Annotated in this window: 14 protein-coding genes; 8 read left to right on the forward strand and 6 right to left on the reverse strand. The window is 63.9% G+C overall.

Translation table 11 applies throughout. From position 1 onward, the window contains the following. Window positions 1–94: 94 nt before the first annotated feature. Complete coding sequence (nadA, locus tag LNV08_RS00790) at window positions 95–1198, reverse strand: quinolinate synthase NadA (protein ID WP_263531753.1); 1104 nt, start codon at window positions 1196–1198, stop codon at window positions 95–97. Between the two features lie 192 nt (window positions 1199–1390). Between nadA and LNV08_RS00795 the strand changes: the two genes are divergently transcribed. Further along, on the forward strand, window positions 1391–2041 hold the full coding sequence (locus LNV08_RS00795; protein WP_263531754.1) for a substrate-binding periplasmic protein: 651 nt from the start codon (window positions 1391–1393) through the stop codon (window positions 2039–2041). A gap of 22 nt (window positions 2042–2063) precedes the next feature. On the opposite strand, the gene LNV08_RS00800 is transcribed toward LNV08_RS00795, so the two are convergent. Further along, window positions 2064–2885 (reverse strand): AraC family transcriptional regulator, encoded by an 822-nt coding sequence (locus LNV08_RS00800; RefSeq protein WP_263531755.1) that lies wholly within the window; start codon window positions 2883–2885, stop codon window positions 2064–2066. 79 nt (window positions 2886–2964) lie between these two features. Between LNV08_RS00800 and LNV08_RS00805 the strand changes: the two genes are divergently transcribed. Further along, window positions 2965–4197 (forward strand): MFS transporter, encoded by a 1233-nt coding sequence (locus tag LNV08_RS00805; protein WP_263531756.1) that lies wholly within the window; start codon window positions 2965–2967, stop codon window positions 4195–4197. Window positions 4198–4199: 2 nt separating this feature from the next. Here the strand turns inward: LNV08_RS00805 and LNV08_RS00810 are convergent, their stop codons facing one another. From LNV08_RS00810 to thiD, 4 genes are read right to left on the reverse strand one after another with little or no spacing between them, the layout of a single operon-like run. Beyond that, window positions 4200–4652, reverse strand: coding sequence for a GNAT family N-acetyltransferase (locus tag LNV08_RS00810; RefSeq protein ID WP_263531757.1), 453 nt, complete (start codon window positions 4650–4652; stop codon window positions 4200–4202). Beyond that, window positions 4652–6028: a UDP-N-acetylmuramate:L-alanyl-gamma-D-glutamyl-meso-diaminopimelate ligase gene (gene mpl, locus LNV08_RS00815; protein ID WP_263531758.1), complete on the reverse strand. Its 1377-nt coding sequence runs from the start codon at window positions 6026–6028 to the stop codon at window positions 4652–4654. The genes LNV08_RS00810 and mpl overlap by 1 nt, the downstream gene beginning before the upstream one ends. Before the next feature lie 27 nt (window positions 6029–6055). Further along, the gene (gene hemL, locus LNV08_RS00820) at window positions 6056–7342 is read right to left on the reverse strand and encodes a glutamate-1-semialdehyde 2,1-aminomutase (RefSeq protein WP_263531759.1); all 1287 of its coding nucleotides are present in this window, start codon (window positions 7340–7342) and stop codon (window positions 6056–6058) included. A gap of 42 nt (window positions 7343–7384) precedes the next feature. Next, window positions 7385–8386, reverse strand: coding sequence for a bifunctional hydroxymethylpyrimidine kinase/phosphomethylpyrimidine kinase (thiD, locus tag LNV08_RS00825; protein WP_263531760.1), 1002 nt, complete (start codon window positions 8384–8386; stop codon window positions 7385–7387). A 242-nt stretch (window positions 8387–8628) separates the two neighbouring features. Between thiD and LNV08_RS00830 the strand changes: the two genes are divergently transcribed. The 6 genes from LNV08_RS00830 (at window position 8629) to LNV08_RS00855 (ending at window position 19131) form a co-directional block, all read left to right on the forward strand. Then, on the forward strand, window positions 8629–8781 hold the full coding sequence (locus tag LNV08_RS00830) for a rubredoxin (RefSeq protein WP_263532277.1): 153 nt from the start codon (window positions 8629–8631) through the stop codon (window positions 8779–8781). A 123-nt stretch (window positions 8782–8904) separates the two neighbouring features. Continuing rightward, the gene (locus tag LNV08_RS00835) at window positions 8905–9327 is read left to right on the forward strand and encodes a response regulator (RefSeq protein ID WP_263532278.1); all 423 of its coding nucleotides are present in this window, start codon (window positions 8905–8907) and stop codon (window positions 9325–9327) included. A gap of 54 nt (window positions 9328–9381) precedes the next feature. Continuing rightward, a complete protein-coding gene (locus LNV08_RS00840) occupies window positions 9382–9747 on the forward strand; it encodes a response regulator transcription factor (RefSeq protein WP_263531761.1) in 366 nt (121 codons plus the stop codon). A gap of 130 nt (window positions 9748–9877) precedes the next feature. Beyond that, complete coding sequence (locus LNV08_RS00845; RefSeq protein ID WP_263531762.1) at window positions 9878–10468, forward strand: chemotaxis protein CheW; 591 nt, start codon at window positions 9878–9880, stop codon at window positions 10466–10468. Window positions 10469–10529: 61 nt separating this feature from the next. Beyond that, a complete protein-coding gene (locus LNV08_RS00850; protein WP_263531763.1) occupies window positions 10530–12830 on the forward strand; it encodes a methyl-accepting chemotaxis protein in 2301 nt (766 codons plus the stop codon). 16 nt (window positions 12831–12846) lie between these two features. Next, complete coding sequence (locus LNV08_RS00855) at window positions 12847–19131, forward strand: Hpt domain-containing protein (protein ID WP_263531764.1); 6285 nt, start codon at window positions 12847–12849, stop codon at window positions 19129–19131. Window positions 19132–19188: the final 57 nt, after the last annotated feature.

Genomic DNA, 19188 nt, shown 5'->3' on the forward strand with positions numbered 1-19188 from the left:
AGAGATTCCCACACGATAAACGTTTTTTGACTTCAAGGGGCCGCTGAAAAGCCCTGATCAGGCCGCCTATTTTCGGCCCGACCTTGCTTCTAGCTCAAGCTGCGCCGATGCCGGGCACCAAGCGTGCCGCTGCGGCAGCTTTTGACTGGGCGGTGAAATCCAGCATGCGCTCAATACATCCGAGCGCCTTGACCCGAATGCCCTCGTCAATTTCGATCGCCGGCAAACCGCGCTCCAAGCAGTCCACCAAGCCTTGCAAGCCGTTCATCGCCATCCAGGGGCAGTGCGCACAGCTCTTGCAGGTGGCGCTATTGCCCGCCGTGGGCGCTTCGATCAAGGTCTTGGTCGGAGCGAGCTGGCGCATCCGGTGCAAGATGCCGTTGTCGGTGGCGACGATGTATTCCTGCGCCGTTCCTTCGACCACCGCGTTGATCAGCGCCGAGGTCGAGCCGACCACATCGGCCAGCGCCACCACGCTTTGCGGCGACTCGGGGTGGACCAGAATCATGGCGTCCGGATGCTGCTCGCGCAAGAGGTCCAGCTCCAGGCCTTTGAATTCGTTGTGGACGATGCAGTCGCCTTGCCACATCAGCATGTCGGCACCGGTTTGCTCCTGGATATAGCGGCCCAGATGGCGGTCCGGCGCCCAGAGGATTTTCTTGCCCTGCGCCTTCAAGGCGGAGACGATCTCGAGCGCGCAGGAGCTGGTGACCATCCAGTCGGCGCGCGCCTTGACGGCCGCGCTGGTGTTGGCATAAACGACCACGGTGCGGTCCGGATGGGCGTCGCAAAAAGCCGCGAATTGATCGGCCGGGCAGCCCAGGTCGAGCGAGCAGGTGGCGTCCAGATCGGGCATCAACACGCGCTTTTCGGGGCTCAAAATCTTGGCGCTTTCGCCCATGAAGCGCACGCCGGCCACGACCAGCGTCGAGGCTGCATGGTCGCGGCCAAAGCGGGCCATCTCGAGCGAATCGGACACGCAGCCGCCGGTCTCGAGCGCCAGGTCTTGCAGATCGCCGTCGACATAGAAATGCGCGACCAGCACCGCGTTTTTGGCCTTCAACAGCTCGGCCGCGCGGGCCTTGAGCGCCTGCTTTTGGCTCAGGTTCAGCGGCGCGGGTGTCTTGGCCCAGGCTTGCGCGGTGCAGCTGAGGCCGGCGCCATCTTGGCGGGTGTAGTCGAAGAGAACTTGAGTCATGGGCAAATGTTAGCGCAGGCGCCGGATTCAGTCCCGCAAGGGTTCAATCCCTTCATGCCGTAGACTGTGGCGATGCCTGAGATAACGAGGGTCTTCAACAGACTGGTGACCTGCTTCATATTCTTATTGGGCGGCGCCTCTTCGGCTTGGTCGGCTGAGGTTCTTCGTTTTGGCGTCAGCAATTCCTGGGCAATGCCCTTTGCCATTTTCAGCAAGAGCGGTGGCAAGGAGCTGATCGGCGGAATTCTGTTTGACATCATTCAGCAGGTGGCCACCAATGCCGGTGCCGAGGCCCAAATCGTCGTCCTGCCACCTAAACGCAGCGAAGCCGCTTTGGCTGCCAACGCGGTCGACTTGCAATGCCTGGTCAGCCCAAGCTGGATGGTGGACAGCTACCCCGCACAGTTCTGGACCGTAGCTCTTTTTCGCATGGAAGATGTCTGGGTCGCGCCGGCCAACTATGCGGGCGGACAGATCCGCCCGAACCAGGCCGCAGGGGCGAGCGTCGGGCTGGTGATCAGTTACGCCTATCCTGATCTCGAGCCGGCGCTGCGGTCAGGGCAGTTGCGCCGGGAGGATGCGCTCTCGCAGGAGTTGGTGTTGGAGAAATTGCTGCGCGGCCGCTCCGACTATGCGGTGGTCAATAGCTTGATCGCGCTGTGGTTCAACAAGGGGCTGCCCGCGTCCAGCGCGAAGCTGCAACTGCAGCAGACCCTCAGCTCGACACAAACTCATTGCCTTTTGTCCAAGCAACCTGGCTTGGCGCCGGAGCGCATCAAGGCGGCTGTGCAACACTTGGTGGTGAGCGGTCAATTGCAAGCGATTCTGGGCCGCTATCGCTGAGCACGAGCGACGCTGTTTCTTGTCAGGCTTCTGCGAAAAATCGGCTCGGCGGCATGCCCACGGTACGCGTCACCATCGCCGTGAAGGCGCTGGCGCTGGCGTAGCCGAGCTCATGCGCGATCAAGCTCATCGGCATCTTGCGGGCCGCCAGCGTTAGCGCGCGGGCCAGCAAGACTTGCGAGCGCCATTGCGCGTAGCTGCTGCCCAGCTCATCGCGGAACAGCCTTGAGATAGTGCGCGCGCTGGCGCCGACTTCGGACGCCCAAGCGTCCAGATCGGTGTGGCGCTGCGGCTCATCCAGCATCGCTTCGCACAGGCGCCGCAAGCGTTTGTCCTGCGGCAGATCGATGCCCAAGCGCAGGCTGTTGGCGCGCCTCAATTCATCCAGTACCAGGCTGGCGATGCATTCCTCGCGGCGAGTGTCGTCCGCCGCATCGGGCGACACGGCCAGTTGCATCACCAGCTCGCGCAACAGCGGCGTCACCTCGATGACGCGGCAGCCCTGCCACACCGCGCTGTCGGCCGGCGCTTGATGCAAGTAGACGGTGCGCAGATCGGCGCGTTCCACGGCCGTTACCGCATGCACGATTTCCGGCGCGATCCAAACGGCGCGAGCCGGCGGCACCAGATACGTGGCGTGCGCAGTGTTGACGCGCACCGCGCCGCTCACCGAGAACACCAGCTGGCCCCAGCTGTGTTTGTGCGCCTGAATGTCCACATCATGCTCAAGCAGGCGGGCCTTGGCGCGCACCGGCCGCGCCGCACTTGGCGCATAGCGCTGCGGATCCAGCGGAGGCAGGCTGGTGCGCCTGGCGCGGGGCGTGGTGGGTGGTTTGCGAGTCATGGGTTGATTTGGCTTGAATTCGACAAAACTTGTCTATCTATCGTAACTCGGCCGGCTTCAGCGCGCCTAAAGTCTGGGCATGAACACAGCCACTCTCCCTTTGCAGGCCAGCGAGCAAGCGCGTCGCGACTTTTCCACCATAGGCCTGATCGGTCTGGCCCACGGTACCTCGCACTTTTTCCACATGCTTTTGCCGCCACTGTTCCCGGCCTTTATGCATGACTTTGGCCTGAGCTATTCACAGCTTGGTTTGTTGGTGACGACCTTTTTCATCATCTCCGGGCTTGGCCAAGCGATGGCCGGCTTCTTGGTCGACCGCACCGGCGGCCGGCCGGTTTTGTTTGCGGCGCTGACTTGCTTTGCCTTGGCCTCGCTGGCTGCGGGGTTTGCCAGCGGTTTCGGCGGCCTGATGCTGGCGGCGGCGTTGGCGGGCCTGGGCAATGCGCCGTTTCATCCGGCTGACTTCACGATTTTGAACAAGCGCGTGTCGCAGGCTCGGTTGGGCCACGCCTTCTCGGTGCACGGCATCACCGGCAACTTGGGCTGGGCCTTGGCGCCGGTGTTTTCGATCGGCATTGCCGAGCTCACGGGCAATTGGCGTTATGCCTACGTCGGCACCGGCTTGCTGGCCTTGACGGTCCTGGGCCTGCTCTGGGTGAAACGCGCCGCCATCGACGACAGCCAAGGTCAGTGGTCGCATGACAAAGCCGGCGCTGCGAGTGTCAAAGACGAGCACCCGATGGCGTTTTTGCGCCTGCCCTCGGTGTGGTTGTGCTTCTCCTTCTTCTTCTTCGGTACCGCCGCCTTGACGGCGATTCAAAGCTTCGCCAGCCCGGCCCTGACCAGCTTGTACGGCCTGCCCTTGAAGCTGACGGCCTTTGTCGTCACCGGCTATATGCTCAGCGGGGCTGTCGGCATGGTGATTGGTGGCTTCTGGGTCGCCAAGGGCCACCGCCTGGAGCGCAACATCACGATTGGCTTGGCCGGCGCGGCCGCGCTCTTGGCCCTGGCGGCGACCGGCTGGATTGCGCCCTTGTTGGCGGCGGCCATTGTTGCGGTGGCGGGTTTCGGCACCGGTTTGGCCGGCCCCTCACGCGATATGTTGATCAAGCGCGCCGCGCCGCCCGGCGCCACTGGCCGGGTTTACGGCACCGTCTATTCGGGCCTGGATTTGGGCTTTGCGCTGGCCGCGCCGATTTTTGGCGCCTTGATGGACCGCGGTCAGCCCAGCGGCGTGTTCTATGGCGCAGCTTTGGCCTTGTTGCTGGCGATAGGAGCGGCGAGCCTGGTGGGTCTGGCGCGCAAGCATTGAGCTCAAGCTTGCCAGAGCAATTCCTCATCGCCGTGTTGATCGTGTCGCCCGCTGGCCTGCCAGCCCTGTGCACGGTAAAACCCATGTGATCTGAGCGCTGGGTCGGCGCCGGCCATCAGCCAGATGCGCTGGCAGTTGGCCACAGCGCGCAGGTGCTGCACGGCGCAATCCAGCAAGGCACGCCCCAAGCCACGGCCCTCAAAGCCGGCCTGCACGGCCAGCACCAAGACCTCGCCGCTGCTGTTCTGCGCGCTGCAAAAGCCGACCACCTGCGCTTCGTGCACAGCGACCCAGCTGTGTATCTCGCCGGCCAGCAGGGAGGCGCGTACCGCCTCGGGTGTGATGCCCAGTTCGGCCAAGCGCTCAGTGGAAATGGCGTTCTCAGCGGTGGACGCCCGTACGCGAAACAGCTCACCCACCTCGTCGGCGCGAGTCGGGCGAAGCTGCACTTGCATCAGCCTGCGGCCAAGGCCGCCAGCAACTTCGCGTGGATGCCGCCGAAGCCGCCATTGCTCATGCACAGCAGATGGTCGCCTGGCTTGGCTTGCTTGAGCACGGCGGCCACCAGTGCGTCGACATCGGCGCCAACGATGGCTTGTGCGCCCAGCGGCGCCAAGGCGTCTTTGGCGTCCCAGTCCAGGCCCTGCTGATTGCAAAAACTCAGGTCGGCTTCTTCCAGCGCCCAAGGCAGCTGAGCCTTCATGGCGCCCAACTTCATCGTGTTGGAGCGCGGCTCGAAGATCGCCAGGATGCGCTCAACTGGCGCAATACGTCGGCGCAGACCGTTGACGGTGGTGCGGATGGCCGTGGGGTGGTGGGCAAAGTCGTCATAGACCTTGATGCTTCCACCGGCACGGACGACCTCGCCGCGCAGCTCCATGCGGCGGCGCACGTTTTGGAACTCGGCCAAGGCTGCCGCGCTTTGCTCCGGCGTCACGCCGACATGTTCGGCAGCAGCGATTGCTGCCAGGGCATTGAGCTGGTTGTGTTCGCCATACAAAGCCCATTCGACCCGGGCCACCTTCAAGCTGCCGCGCAACACGTCAAAGGCCTGCGGCTCGCCGCGCGCGCGCAACGCGCCGGGCTCTTCCTTGCGAGCGCCAAAGCGCTGCAACTCGCTCCAGCAGCCCCGGCTCAGCACCCGCTGCAGCGCCTCCTCGCGGGCGTTGACGACCAAGCGGCCCTTGGAAGGCACGGTGCGCACCAGGTGGTGGAACTGCGTCTCGATGGCGCCCAGGTCGGCAAAGATGTCGGCATGGTCGAACTCGAGGTTATTCAGCACGGCGGTGCGCGGCCGGTAGTGCACAAATTTGCTGCGTTTGTCGAAAAACGCGGTGTCGTATTCGTCGGCTTCGATGACGAACGGAGCCCCCGACCCCAGCCTTGCCGAAACGCCGAAATTCTGCGGGACACCGCCGACCAAGAAGCCCGGCTGCAGGCCCGCATGCTCAAGAATCCAGGCCAGCATCGAGGTCGTCGTGGTCTTGCCGTGCGTGCCGGCCACGGCCAGCACATGGCGGCCCTGCAACACATGGTCGGCCAGCCACTGCGGGCCGCTGGTGTAGGGCAGGCCGGCGTCCAAAATGGCTTCCATCAGCGGGAATTTTTCGCCGCGTGTCACCACATTGCCGATCACGAACAGCTCGGGCATGAGGCTGAGTTGATCGGCGCCGAAGCCACTGATCAATTCGATGCCCAGCGCTTCGAGTTGCTCGCTCATCGGCGGGTAAACATTGGCGTCGCAGCCGGTGACCTTGTGGCCTGCCTCGCGGGCCAAGGCAGCCAGGCCGCCCATGAAGGTGCCGCAGATACCGAGGATGTGAATATGCATCTTGAACGGGAAAAGGCGAATGTCGAATCAGCGCAAGGCTTGGGCGGCGGCGGCCAGCGTGGCCTCGATATCGGCCTGGCTGTGCGCGGCCGACACAAAGCCGGCTTCGTACAGGGCTGGCGCCAGGTAGATGCCTGCGTCCAGCATCGCGTGGAAGAAATGGTTGAAGCGGGCCTTGTCGGTCGTCATCACGGTTTGGTATTCCTGCGGCAACTGGTCCATCAGGAAGAAGCCGAACATGCCTCCTTCGCAGTCGACGCTGAAGGGCACGCCGTTTTCCTTGGCCACTGCGGCCAGGCCGTCGACCAGGCTGCGAGTCTTGGCCGACAGCGCCTCGAAGAAGCCGGGCTTTTGAATCTCGCGCAAGGTCGCCAGACCGCAGGCGGTGGCGACCGGGTTGCCGCTCAAGGTGCCGGCCTGGTAAACGCCACCCAGCGGCGCCAGGTGCTTCATGATGTCGCGGCTGGCGCCAAAGGCAGCCAGCGGCATGCCGCCGCCGATGACCTTGCCGAACACGCTGATATCGGGCGTGAACCCAGGGATCAGTTTGGCGTAGTGGCCCTGCGCGGAAGCCAAGCCGACGCGGAAACCCGTCATCACCTCGTCCAGCACCAAGAGCGCGCCGTATTCGGTGCACAGCTCGCGCAGCCGCTTCATATAAGCGACCTGGGTGCGCACAAAGTTCATATTGCCGGCGATCGGCTCGATGATCACGCAGGCAAGTTGCTTGCCGTGCAGCAGGAAGGCTTCTTCCAGTTGGGCCAAGTGGTTGAATTCCAGCACCAGGGTGTGCTGGGCCACTTCTTCGGGCACGCCGGCGCTGGTCGGGTGACCAAAGGTGGCAAGACCCGACCCCGCCTTGACCAGCAAGGCATCGGTGTGGCCGTGATAGCAGCCTTCGAACTTGATGAACTTGCTGCGGCCGGTGGCGCCGCGCGCCAGGCGGATGGCGCTCATCGTCGCCTCGGTGCCCGAGGACACAAGGCGCACCTGTTCCATGCTGGGCACGAGCTTGAGGATCTCTTCGGCCAGCTCGATCTCGCGTTCGGTCGGCGCGCCGAAGGAGAAACCTTCACGGGCTGCGCTAATCACCGCTTCCAGTACAGCCGGGTGACCGTGACCCAGAATCATCGGTCCCCAGGAGCCGATGTAGTCGATATAACGCTGACCGTCAGCGTCATAGATATAAGCGCCGTCACCGCGGGTGATGAAGCGCGGTGTGCCGCCTACAGCGCGAAAGGCGCGCACGGGCGAGTTGACGCCGCCAGGGATCACGCGCTGAGCGCGTTCGAACAGGATTTGGTTTTGGGACATGAGCAGACGAAAAACAAAGATTGAACGAAGCGAGCCGGCAGGTCAGTGCATGCGGCGTGATGGGCGGGTCGGCGGGCTGTCTTCTGGCCCCGCTGCGGTTGGCTCGACTTCAAGCGCGCCGGCAGCTTCAGCCTCGGCGGCCGCAGCGGCTTCCTCTTCTTCGCTGGGCGGCAGCGCCCAGAAGAAACGGTCGGGAATGGCGTTACCCATGCCGGGCCTGAAGCCCGCGTCCAGCGCCTGATCCAAAAAGGACAGCGCTTCGCCGACGGCGGAGTGAATCTCGGCGCCGACCGAAAGCAGCGCAGCCAGCGAGGCCGAGAGCGTGTCGCCGGCACCGATGAAGCTGGCGTCCAGGCGCTCGAACTTCTCGCCGGTGATGGGGCCGAGCGAATTTGCCAGCACGTTGTCAACGAATTGGTTGGCCATGCTGATGCCGGTCACCAAGACGTGTGCCGTGCCGTGCTGGCCAGCGGCCACCGCCAACTCGCGCGGCGAGGCCGGCCGGTCGGCGTCCCAATCGGGCAGCAAAAAGTCGGTCAGGGTCTTGTGATTGCCGACCAGCACATGGGTCTGCGGCAGCACCAGCTCACGGAAGGCATCCATATAGCTTTGCTGCTGCTCTTCGTCCAGCCAGGCCACATTGGGCAGGTAGGCGACCAGGGGCACATCGGGGTAGTCGCTCAAGACCTCGGCCACCGCGCTGATGCCCTCGGGGCTGCCGAGAAAGCCGACCTTCCAGGCTGAAATCGGCACGTCTTCGAGAATCATTCTTGCCTGCTCGGCGATGGTCTCGGAGTCCAGCGTGTGATGCTCGAAGGTCTCGGCGGTGTCGCGCAAAATGATGGACGTCACGACAGGCAGGCAATGCGCGCCCATGGCCGCGATGGTGGCAATGTCGCCGGCCAGGCCGCCGGCGCCGCTGGCGTCGCTGGCATTGAAGCTCATCACGCAGGCCGGCGCTTGCGCTTCTTCTTGTTCTTCTAGGCTGAGGGCGGGGTCGACTAGGACGGCCGCAGAGGTGGCAGGGATAGCGGGTTTGGTCATGGTTTTGCGGCGCGACGGATTTGGTTCTGCAAGCTTTTTTCAATGCTGCAATAGGCTGGCCGCAGGCGGCAAGAAACGTGGCCGGATCCTTTTCACGGTGAAGCGTGCATCAAGTGTGCGATCCGACCGCAGTCTGTCGCATTCTTGCCGATTCACCAGCGAAGGCGGAGTCCTCCGGCGTGGCTACAATCTTCGCATTGTAGTGAGCAAAGATACCTATCGTGAGCGAAGCAAGTACTTGGATGTGCCTGATCTGTGGCTGGATTTACGACGAGGCAACGGGCGACCCTGAACACGGTATCGCACCCGGCACCCTCTGGGCCGCCGTCGATATGAACTGGACCTGCCCGGAATGTGGGGCACGTAAAGATGACTTCGAGATGGTTCGTATCTAAACCGACTGCGCCCACGTAACAATGCGTGACGGCGGCTGCGGCGTGTCACACTGCGCATCATGCGAAGAGGCGGGACGTTAGGCGAAGCCACTTGTTTGTTGGTGAGGGGAGAACAGCTTGGACGTGCAAGTTCCTGAAGGCAACGCAAATGGTCATGCCGCCGGCTCAGCAGCGGCCGTTGCCAAAGTGCTGGTCATTGACGACAGCAACACCATCCGGCGCAGCGCCGAGATCTTCCTTAAGCAAGGCGGGCACGAGGTGGTTCTGGCCGAAGACGGCTTCGACGCCCTCGCCAAGCTCAGTGACTACCAGCCCGACCTGGTGTTTTGCGACATCTTGATGCCGCGCCTGGATGGCTATCAAACCTGCGCCATCATCAAGCGCAACCCCGTCTTTGCCGGCGTGCCGGTGATCATGCTGTCCAGCAAGGATGGCTTGTTTGACAAGGCGCGCGGCCGCATGGTGGGCTCGCAAGACTATCTGACCAAGCCCTTCACCAAAGATCAATTGCTGCAGGCCGTGCTGGCGCATCGGCGCGGGGTTTGATGCAAAGCTCTATTCGCGCCGACCTGCTCGCCGCGCTGGCCTGAGGAACACCCTATGCCTATCCAAAATATCCTGCTGGTCGATGATTCCAAAACCGAATTGCATGTCCTCAGCGAGATGCTGATCAAGCGGGGCTTCACGGTGCGCACGGCAGAAAACGGCGAGGAGGCGATGAAACGCCTGGCCGAGCAAACGCCCGACCTGATTTTGATGGACGTGGTGATGCCGGGGCAAAACGGTTTCCAACTGACCCGCACCATCACGCGCGATGAGCGCTTTGCGGCGGTGCCGGTGATCATGTGCACCAGCAAGGGCCAGGAGACCGACAAGGTCTGGGGCATGCGGCAAGGCGCACGCGACTATGTCGTCAAGCCGGTCAAGTCCGAGGAGTTGCTGGCCAAGATCAAGGCGCTGGGCTGAGTCGCGATGGCGAGTCTATTTGAATTTCGGATCGAGCGCCGGGCCGCTCCCAAGCCGGGCCGATTTGCCAAGCGCAAGCTTGGCGCCCCCTCGGGGGGCCGATCAGCGTACCTGCTGAGCGAGGGGTTCCATGTCCAATAAGCAAGCTCTGCGGGAACTGCAGCAACGTTTGGCCCAGCGCATGCAAGATGCGCGCGAACAAAAAACCGAGGTCGCCAACTGGCTGGCCGTGGAATGTGCTGGTTATGGCCTGCTGCTGTCCTTGAAGCAGGCGGCGGAAATCTTCACCCCGGTGGCCATCAAGCCCGTGCCATACGCAAAGCCTTGGTTGGTAGGCGTGGCGAATCTGCGCGGTGGCCTGTTCACGGTCGTTGATTTGGCGATGTTCCTGGGCCTGCGGGAAAGCAGCAGCGTGCGCTCCGATATGCGGGCCGACAGCGCGCAAACCCGCTTGGTGTCCTTGAGCCCCGAGCTCCATATCAACTGCGCCTTGTTGGTCGATCGCTTGGTGGGCCTGCGCAGCGACGAGCAGCTGACCGTACAAACCGAGACCGTGGAAGGCGACCCACGACCCCGTTTTGACGAAACGGGGAGGGAGGTTTCGGTGAAACGACCCCGTTTTGCCGGCCCGCATATGGTCGACGGCGAGGGGCGATCGTGGCAACAGCTGCATTTGGACGCCCTTTCTAGGCACGAACAGTTCTTGCGAGTTGTGGTTTGATTCGGTGTAGCAAGTACAAGCTGGGGTCACGCCCGCTTAACCAACGATGAACGAGGGTGAGATGAGCTTCCTGGACAAGATCAAGAACCTGGGCAAGACCGAGTCGGAGCTGTCAGCACAGCACGCTGCTTCCATGCAGACGGGCGATGCCTTGATTTCTTCTGTGCCCGGGCAAGACGGGATGGTCAGGCAAGCCGAGCCGGCCGTGTCAATCATCGCCGAGTCACTGCCGACCGAAGCCAACAGCACTGAATTTGGCGAGACCACCGCAACCTTTGCCTCCACGGTCTCGGCCGCCGACAACGGCTCTGGCCGAGCTGTCGTGGCCCCTCCCAGCAGCGGGCGCCGTCAAGCGCTGTTGACTGCTCTTGTGGCCCTGGGTTTGCTGGGCACGGCCGCCACGGTCAGCTTGAGCTTGGTGGGCGCTTCGCGCAGCGCTGCCCAGGTGCGGGCCACCGGTCAGGCCTTGATGCATTCGCAGCGCATGGCCAAATCTGTTTCTGCGGCCTTGGTCGGTACACCGGCCGCTTTTGCCGAGCTGAAAGAAAGTACCGGCATCTTGAGTTCGGTGGTGAGCAATTTGCGCGGTGGCGAAGGGGTGTTGGCACCCGCTGCAGCGGCGGTCCAGCCGAGCCTGGAGGTGGTGGCGCCGCTGGTCGAGCGTGCTGCCAAAAACGGTCAGCTGGTGCAGTCGCAAGAAAAAGTCTTGACCGAAGTGGCAGCGGCTTTGCGGGCCATCAACCGGCAGTCGGCCGATTTGCTGGAAAGCGCCGAAGCCGTGTCGGCCGAATCCTTGCAACAAGGTGGCTCTGCCGGGGAGATCGCGGCCGCCGGGCAACTGGTGATGTTGACGCAGCGCATTGGCAAGAGTGCGAACGAATTCCTGACCCAAGAGGGCGTCAGCCCGGAGGCGGTCTTCTTGCTGGGCAAGGACTTGAACTCCTTCAAGTTGATCACCGATGCCTTGCTCAATGGCAGCGCCGAGTTGCGCTTGACGGCCGCCAAGGATGGGCAGCTGCGCGCCCGTTTGCTCAGCCTGCTCAAGCAATACGACCAAACCCGTACACAGGCGACGGCGATTCTGGGCAATTTGCAGGGTTTGGTGTCGGCGCGTGAGGCTCAAAGCAGTATCTTGGGCGACAGTGAAAGCCTGCGCAAAGGCCTGGAGCAAGTGGCGCTGGAGCTGGAATCGGAAGGTGGCGTCAGCATGGGTTTGCTGGCGCTGATGTTGGCGTCTTTGGCGGCCCTGGTGGTTGGGGCTTTAGGTTTTCTGCGTTTGTATGTCAGCGGGCAGGCGCAGCGTGCGGCCATGGCGGAGGCGCAAAAAGCCGAGGCCGAGGCGCAGGAGCAAGAGGCCAAGCGCGTCAATGACGCCAATCAGGGTGCGATTTTGCGTTTGATGAACGAGTTGCAAACGGTGGCCGAGGGTGACTTGACCCAGCAAGCCACCGTCACCGAAGACATCACCGGCGCGATCGCCGATTCGGTCAACTATACCGTCGAAGAATTGCGTAACTTGGTCAGCCAGGTGCAGCTGACGGCTTCCCGGGTGACTGACACCACCGGCCAGGTCGATCAAACCTCGACCGATTTGCTGGCCGCGTCCAAAGAGCAGTTGCACGAAATTCGCTCCACCGGCGAGGCGGTGCTGCAAATGGCCGGTCGCATCAATGAGGTGTCTAACCAAGCCCAGGCTACCGCCACCGTCGCGCGCCAGTCGCGCCAGGCGGCTGAATCGGGCCTGCAGGCCATGCAGAACAATATCAGCGGCATGAACGCCATTCGCGAGCACATCCAGGAAACCTCTAAGCGCATCAAGCGCCTGGGCGAGTCGTCCCAAGAGATTGGCGAAATCACCGAGCTGATCTCCGACATTACCGAGCAAACCAATGTGCTGGCGCTGAATGCGGCGATCCAGGCTGCGTCTGCCGGCGAGGCCGGACGTGGCTTCTCGGTGGTGGCCGAGGAAGTGCAGCGTTTGGCCGAGCGCTCGGGTGACGCGACGCGGCAGATTGCGGCGCTGGTCAAGACCATTCAAACCGACACCCATGACGCCGTGGCGGCGATGGAGCGCTCGACGCTGGGCGTGGTGCAAGGCACGCGTTTGTCAGACGCGGCCGGCCGCGCGCTGGAGGAGATTGATGCGGTGTCCAGGCGTTTGGATGACTTGATTGCGCAGATTTCAAGCCAAGCGCTCAGTGAGGCGCATTCGGCCAATGAAGTGGCCTCGAATATCCAGCATATTTTTGCGGTGACCGAGCAGACCAGCGAAGGCACGCGCTCGACCGCCTTGATGGTGCATGAGTTGTCCCGATCGGCTGACGCATTGAAGCAGTCGGTGGCTCGCTTCAAAGTTGCCTAAGGCCTGGGATCCGAGCATGGATATTGCACGCGATTCAGAATTTCCCGCCGACCTCAGCCCGCTTGCCTGGGTGCAAGAGGAGTTGCGGCGCTCGCTTGAGGCGGTCCATAAAACCCTGCGCCGCATACTGCGCGATGGCGAAAATCGCCAATCGGCTGCGGCAGGCTTGGGCGCAGAGGGCATGGTGGCCGCTCCGATCAATGCGGGCGCACAGGCGGCGCTGCAGGCGGCGGCCGCACAGCTGCACCAGGTGGCCGGTGTATTGGGCTTGGTGGGTTTGCCGGCGGGAGCCTTGGTTTTGCGGGCGGCCGAACAGGCTGTGACTGCCCTGGCCGAGGCGCCGGCTCAGATTGATGTGACTCACGTCGAAACGATAGAGCGCGCCAACTTTGCCTTGCTGTCGCTGATCGCGCGCATGTTGGCCGGTGGCCCGGCGGCGAGCCAGGTAACGACCCACAGTGCCAGTCCCGTATCGACCCTGAGCCTGTTTCCGGCCTACCGGGACTTGCAGACGATGAATGGCGCCGAGCGCATTCATCCGGCCGACTTATGGCAGTTTGAATGGAGCTGGCGCACGCTGCCGGCCGACGCGCACGCGCAGGCCTTGCCGGCAGCGACGGTGCGGCCGGCGTTTGAGGCCGCTTTGCTCAAGCATATGCGTGCGCCCAACGCCGAACATGCGCGTAGCCTGAGTGAGCTCAGCGCGGGCTTGGCTGCGGGACTGCAGTCGCCCCGCTCGAAAACCTTGTGGCAGCTGGCCGCCGCGGTGTTCGAGGCGCAGACGCTGGGCTTGCTGACGGTCGATGCCTTGGTCAAGCGCCTGGGCTCGCGTTTGCTGTCGCAGATGCGCGCGCTGCCCCAAGGCGATGCGGGTGTAAATGAGCGCCTGGCGCAAGACCTGCTGTTCTTTTGCGCTCAAAGCAGCGCGCCCACGCCCACGTCCACGGCGATGCAGTCGGCCCCGCGCTTGCAAGCGGCCCTGGCCAGCTATGGGCTGTTGGATATGCCCGCCGGCGACTATGAGGACGCGACGCTGGGTCATATCGACCCCGCTTGGGTGACGCAGGCGCGCCGCCGGGTGGTGTCGGCCAAGGACTCTTGGGGCAGTGCGGCCGAGGGCGACAGCCAACGGGCCAGCGCTTTGAATGAGCAGTTTGCGGCCCTGGCCGAATCACTGCAAAAACTCTTTCCCAGCGGCGAGGTGTTGGCCGAGTCGCTGCAGCGTGCGGTGGTGGCAACTCTGCGTTCGGAAGCCCCGCCGCCACCGGCCTTGGCCATGGAGGTTGCGACCAGCTTGCTGTATGTCGAGGCTGCGCTGGATGACGCCGCTTTTGACCAGCCCGAGCAGGCCGAACGGGTGCGCCGGCTGGCCGGCCGCATCGAGTCGGTGGCACGCGGCGGCGAGCCCGAGCCGCTGGAAGCTTGGATGGAGGATTTGTACCGCCGGGTCTCCGATCGTCAAACCCTGGGCAGCGTGGTCCAGGAGCTGCGTGTCAACCTGTCCGAGATCGAGCGGCAGGCGGACGAGTATTTCCGCAACCCCAGCCAGCGCGAGCGGCTGATCCCGGTGCCGGGCCAGTTGCAAGCGATGCGCGGTGTCTTGACGGTGCTGGGGCTGGATCAAGCCTCGCTGGCCTGTTTGCGCATGCGCGATGAGGTCGACGAGTTGGCCAATACCGAGGTCGACGTGGAGCGCGGCGGGCCGCGCGAGTTGTTTGACCGCTTGGCCAATAACCTGGGTGCGCTGGGCTTCCTCATCGATATGTTGAGTGTGCAGCCGCAACTGGCCAAGCGCATGTTCAGCTTCGACGAAGCCAGCGGCCGCCTCAATCCGGTCATGGGCCGGCGCAGCGACGCGAGCCCGGTGCCGCCACGCAATCCGCCAGCACTGGATCAGCCGCTGCCGACCTTGCCCGCGCATGATGCGGTTGAGCCCCAGCCTGTTGCTGTTGCTGTTGCTGTTGCTGCTCCGGCTGCTGAGATCGATGTCGGGCCGGCGCATGCCGAGCTGCCGCCCCTTGACTTGGCGCTTGACCTGGCATTTGAAGCCGCGCCCACGGCACCGCTTGAATTGCCCGTCAGCATTGAGGCGCCCCCTCAGCCTGAGGCGATCGCTGCGCCCGAAGTTCATGCCCAAGCCCAAGCTCCCGTGCTTGCGCCTGCGGCCGCAGTGGCCCAGCCGCCGCATGACCCGGAGATGCAAGAGATCTTCCTGGAGGAGGCCGATGAGGTCATCTCCAATGCGCGCGCGGCGCTGGCGACCTTGCAGGAAACACCCAGCGAGCGCGAGGCCATGACGGTCCTGCGGCGCGCTTTTCACACGCTCAAAGGCAGCGCCCGCATGGTCGGCATGGACGCCTTCGGCGAGGGCGCCTGGGCCTGCGAGCAGCTATACAACGCCCGTCTGGCCGAGGCTGCGCCTTTTGGCGACGCGGGCCTGCTGAGCTTTACCGGCGAGGCGCTGGATTACCTCGCCGATTGGTGCGCGCAGATCGTGGCGCAAGCGCCGGTTTCACAACGGTCCGAGTATTTGCGCCAGGCGGCCGATGCCTTGCGTCTGGGCGAGGCCGCCGTGCCGCTGGAATCGGCGGCTGAAACGACAGCTGCATCCCAGTTAGAAGCTCCGGCCGATTGGCCAGTGACCTCGATCGATGCACCGGCGACCGATCTGGAGCAAGCACCGGCCGACGCCTTGGAGCAGCTGCATTTGCGGGAGTTGCCGGTGTTGCCGGAGCTGGAACAAGCCGCAGCTCCCGTGCAGGAACCGGACACCGCGCTCGACGATTTGTCGACGCTGGAGGTCTTGCCCTTCGAACTCCATCTGCCGCCCGAGCCGACCGCGCCGCCTGCGCCGGTGTTTGAGTTGCCCGAGTTCGAGCTCAGCTTGGACCTGGGCGAGGAACTGGAGCAGTCGGCCTTGGTGGCTGCTTCGCCGGCACCGTTGATCCCGGTGGATGCGCCTGTAGAAGCAGAAGCAGAAGCGGGGGCGGAAGCAGAACTACAGGCCGAAGCCGAAACGCAGGAAGCTCATGCCTCGGCCGAACCCAGCATCGCCCGCACGCCGCCGCGCTCGGCCTTTGAGCCGGTCTTGGTCATGGGTGGCCGCGCAGCCGTCGAGCCGCATCCGCTTGCGCCCGATGAGGCCGAGGACATGCCGCATTCAGAGCCTGTCGCGCTGGATGAGTCGCTGGACGAGCAGTACAAAATGATTGGCAGCTTGCCGGTCAAGCTGGAGTTGTTCAATATCTTCCTCAACGAGGCCGACGAATTGTCGCGTCGCCTGGCCACGAGTTTGGCCGAATGGGCCTTGGAGTTGAATCGCCCGGTGCCGGCCAATTGCGAGGCTTTGTCACATGCCTTGTCGGGCAGCGCCTCGGCGGTCAAATTTGATGATCTGGCGACCTTGACTCGCGCGATGGAGCATGCCTTGGGGCGGGCCGCGCGAGCCAGCCGCTACAGCGAAGCCGAGGCGCAGCTGTTTGTCGGCGCGGCGGACCAGGTGCGGCAATTGCTGCACCAATTTGCGGCCGGTTTCTTGAAGACTTTTGACTCGGCAACGCTGGCGGCTTTGCGTGCCTATGAGCCCAATCTTGAGCCCAATAGCCGTTTCGGTGAATTGAGTGATCTTGAGGACGATGGCAAACATTGGCGGGACTCGCGCCCGGGGGCAGCAGCCGCTGCCCTGGATGCGCCAGATGCGCCCGAAGTTGGCATGCACTTGGCTGAAGCCGATCAGGTCGAGCCGGGCCTGCCCGATGACATCGACCCGGTGCTCTTGCCCATTTTCGAAGAAGAGGCACGCGATTTGCTGCGTGATCTGCATGCGGCGCTGCGGGAGTGGGTTGCCCAGCCGAGCGACTTGCGTTGCGCCTCGGCCTGCATGCGGGCATTGCACACGATCAAGGGCGGCGCCCGCCTGACCGGCGCGATGCGCTTGGGTGAGCAGGCCCATGCGCTGGAATCGGCGCTCGAGCGAGCCGTCGCCGATGGCCTGCCTTCGCCGGACGACTTGCTGGGCTTGCAGGCCGCTGCGGATGCGCTGGAAGCCAGCTTTGAGCATTTGGGTGCTGTAGCGGTACCGGTACAGGCGCCTATGCCTGAAGTCGAGGCCATTGCGGAGCCTGTAGTCGAGCCGGTAGTTGAGCCAGTCATCGAGCCCGCGGCTGAGACGCTGCTCGAATTGGCGGTGGAGCCGGCGGCGCAAGCGAGCGCTGAACTGTCTGCCCAAGCTCCTGCCGAATCGCTCGTGGAACCCGAGCTGGAACAGGTCAGCGACGCTGTGCTCTCGGAGAGCTTGCCGATAGCGCCTCAGCTCGCGATGGCCGGGGTGCAAATTGATTGGTCACGCTTCACCGATACACCACAGGACGAGGGCGTCGAGGCGGCCGCGACCGGGCTGCAAGCCATGGTGCGGGTGCGGGGCAGCCTGCTGGAGCGCATGGCCGCGCAGGCCGGCGAGGTCAGCATCAGGCGCGCAAGGCTGGAGTCCGAGCTGGCACAGATGAAGAGCAGCTTGCTTGATTTGGACGACAACTTGGGCCGGCTGCGCGCCCAGTTGCGCGAACTGGAGCTGCAGGCCGAATCGCAGCTGGGTGGCCAACAAGAGCTGCTCCAGGCCAAGGACGGCTCGGCCGACTTTGACCCGCTGGAGTTCGATCGCTACACGCGCTTCCAAGAGTTGACGCGGATGATGACCGAGTCGGTCGGCGACGTGGCCACCGTGCAGCGCGCCTTGCAGCGCAATGTGCAGTTGGGTGAGGATGAGCTGGCCGCACAGTCGCGCCTGACGCGAGAGTTGCAAGACGATTTGCTGCGCACCCGCATGGTCGAGTTTGAGAGCTTGGCCGAGCGCTTGCACCGGGTGGTGCGCCAAGCGGCGCGCGACGCGGGGCGGCAGGCGCGGCTGGAGATTGTCGGCGCGCAGACCGAACTGGACCGCAGCGTGTTGGAGCGGATGGCGGGCGCTTTTGAACATCTGCTGCGCAACAGCGTCAGCCACGGCATTGAGGCGGCCGAGGCGCGCATCGCTCAGGGCAAAGACCCGGTCGGCACGCTGCGCCTGACGGTGCGCCAAGAAGGCAATGAAGTCTTGCTGAATTTCAGCGACGACGGGGCTGGCCTGGACCTGCAGCGCATCCGCGAGCGCGCTCTGCAACTGGGCTTGCTGCCGGCCGCCGTGACAGGCGAGTCGGTGGGGGCGCCTAACATGCCTGACGAGGCCGCCTTGATGCAGCTGATTTTCGCGCCGGGCTTTTCGACCGCCGAGCAGGTGACCGAGTTGTCCGGGCGCGGGGTAGGCATGGACGTGGTGCGCGCCGAAGTCAGCACGCTGGGCGGCTCGATCGAAACCAGCTCGGTGCCTGGCCAAGGCACGGCATTCATGCTGCGCTTGCCGCTGACCACGGCGCTGACGCAGGTGGTGCTTTTGCGTTGCGGCGAGCAGGTGGTGGCGGTGCCGGCCGGTTTGATGGATTCCTTGCAGCGTGTGCCCAGCGAGCAGGTCGAGGCGGCCTATGCCAGCGGAACGCTGCAATTCGGCGGCGAGGCCTTGCCTTTTTATTGGCTCGGTGGCCTGCTGGGCCTGGCCGGTCGCGGCCATGGCCAGGGCAAGCATATGTCGGTGGTCCTGGTGCGCAGTGCCCAGCAGCGCATCGCACTGCACATCGACGAGGTCTTGGGCAATCAGGAAGTGGTGGTCAAGAACTTAGGCCCGCAGCTGAGCCGGGTGCCAGGTCTTGCCGGCATCAGCTTGCTGGCCTCGGGCGAGGTTGCCCTGATTTACAACCCGGTCGCGCTGTCCACCTGGTATGGCGCCGCCGCGCAACAGCGCTTGGCCGCGCTGCGCCAGTCACAGGGTCAAGAAGGGCCGGGTAGTCAGGCCAAGCCGGCGGAGGCCGAGCAGACCTTGGCACCGCTGGTGCTGGTGGTGGACGACTCATTGACGGTGCGCCGCGTCACCCAGCGGCTGCTGGAGCGCGAGGGCTACCGGGTGCAGTTGGCCAAGGACGGCCTAGACGCGATGGAATGCCTGGCCGCCGAGGAGTTACCGGCCATGGTCTTGTCCGACATCGAGATGCCGCGCATGGACGGCTTCGACCTGGTTCGCAATATGCGGGCCGATCCGCGCTTGGCCGGCCTGCCGGTGGTGATGATCACCTCCAGAATTGCGCAGAAGCATCGCGATTACGCCCAACAACTAGGGGTCAACCATTACTTAGGCAAGCCCTATGACGAAGAGTTACTTTTGTCATTGATTGCTGGATACACTTCGACACAATTTGCGGCCGAGCCCACTGTTTAGCGCTCGGCGCTGCGGGTCGGGGCCGCAGCTTTAACCCTCTGGGTCCGTCGAAGTCAA

Origin of the sequence: Paucibacter sp. TC2R-5, assembly GCF_025717605.1 — a bacterium.
GTDB classification, from domain to species: domain Bacteria; phylum Pseudomonadota; class Gammaproteobacteria; order Burkholderiales; family Burkholderiaceae_C; genus Paucibacter_A; species Paucibacter_A albus.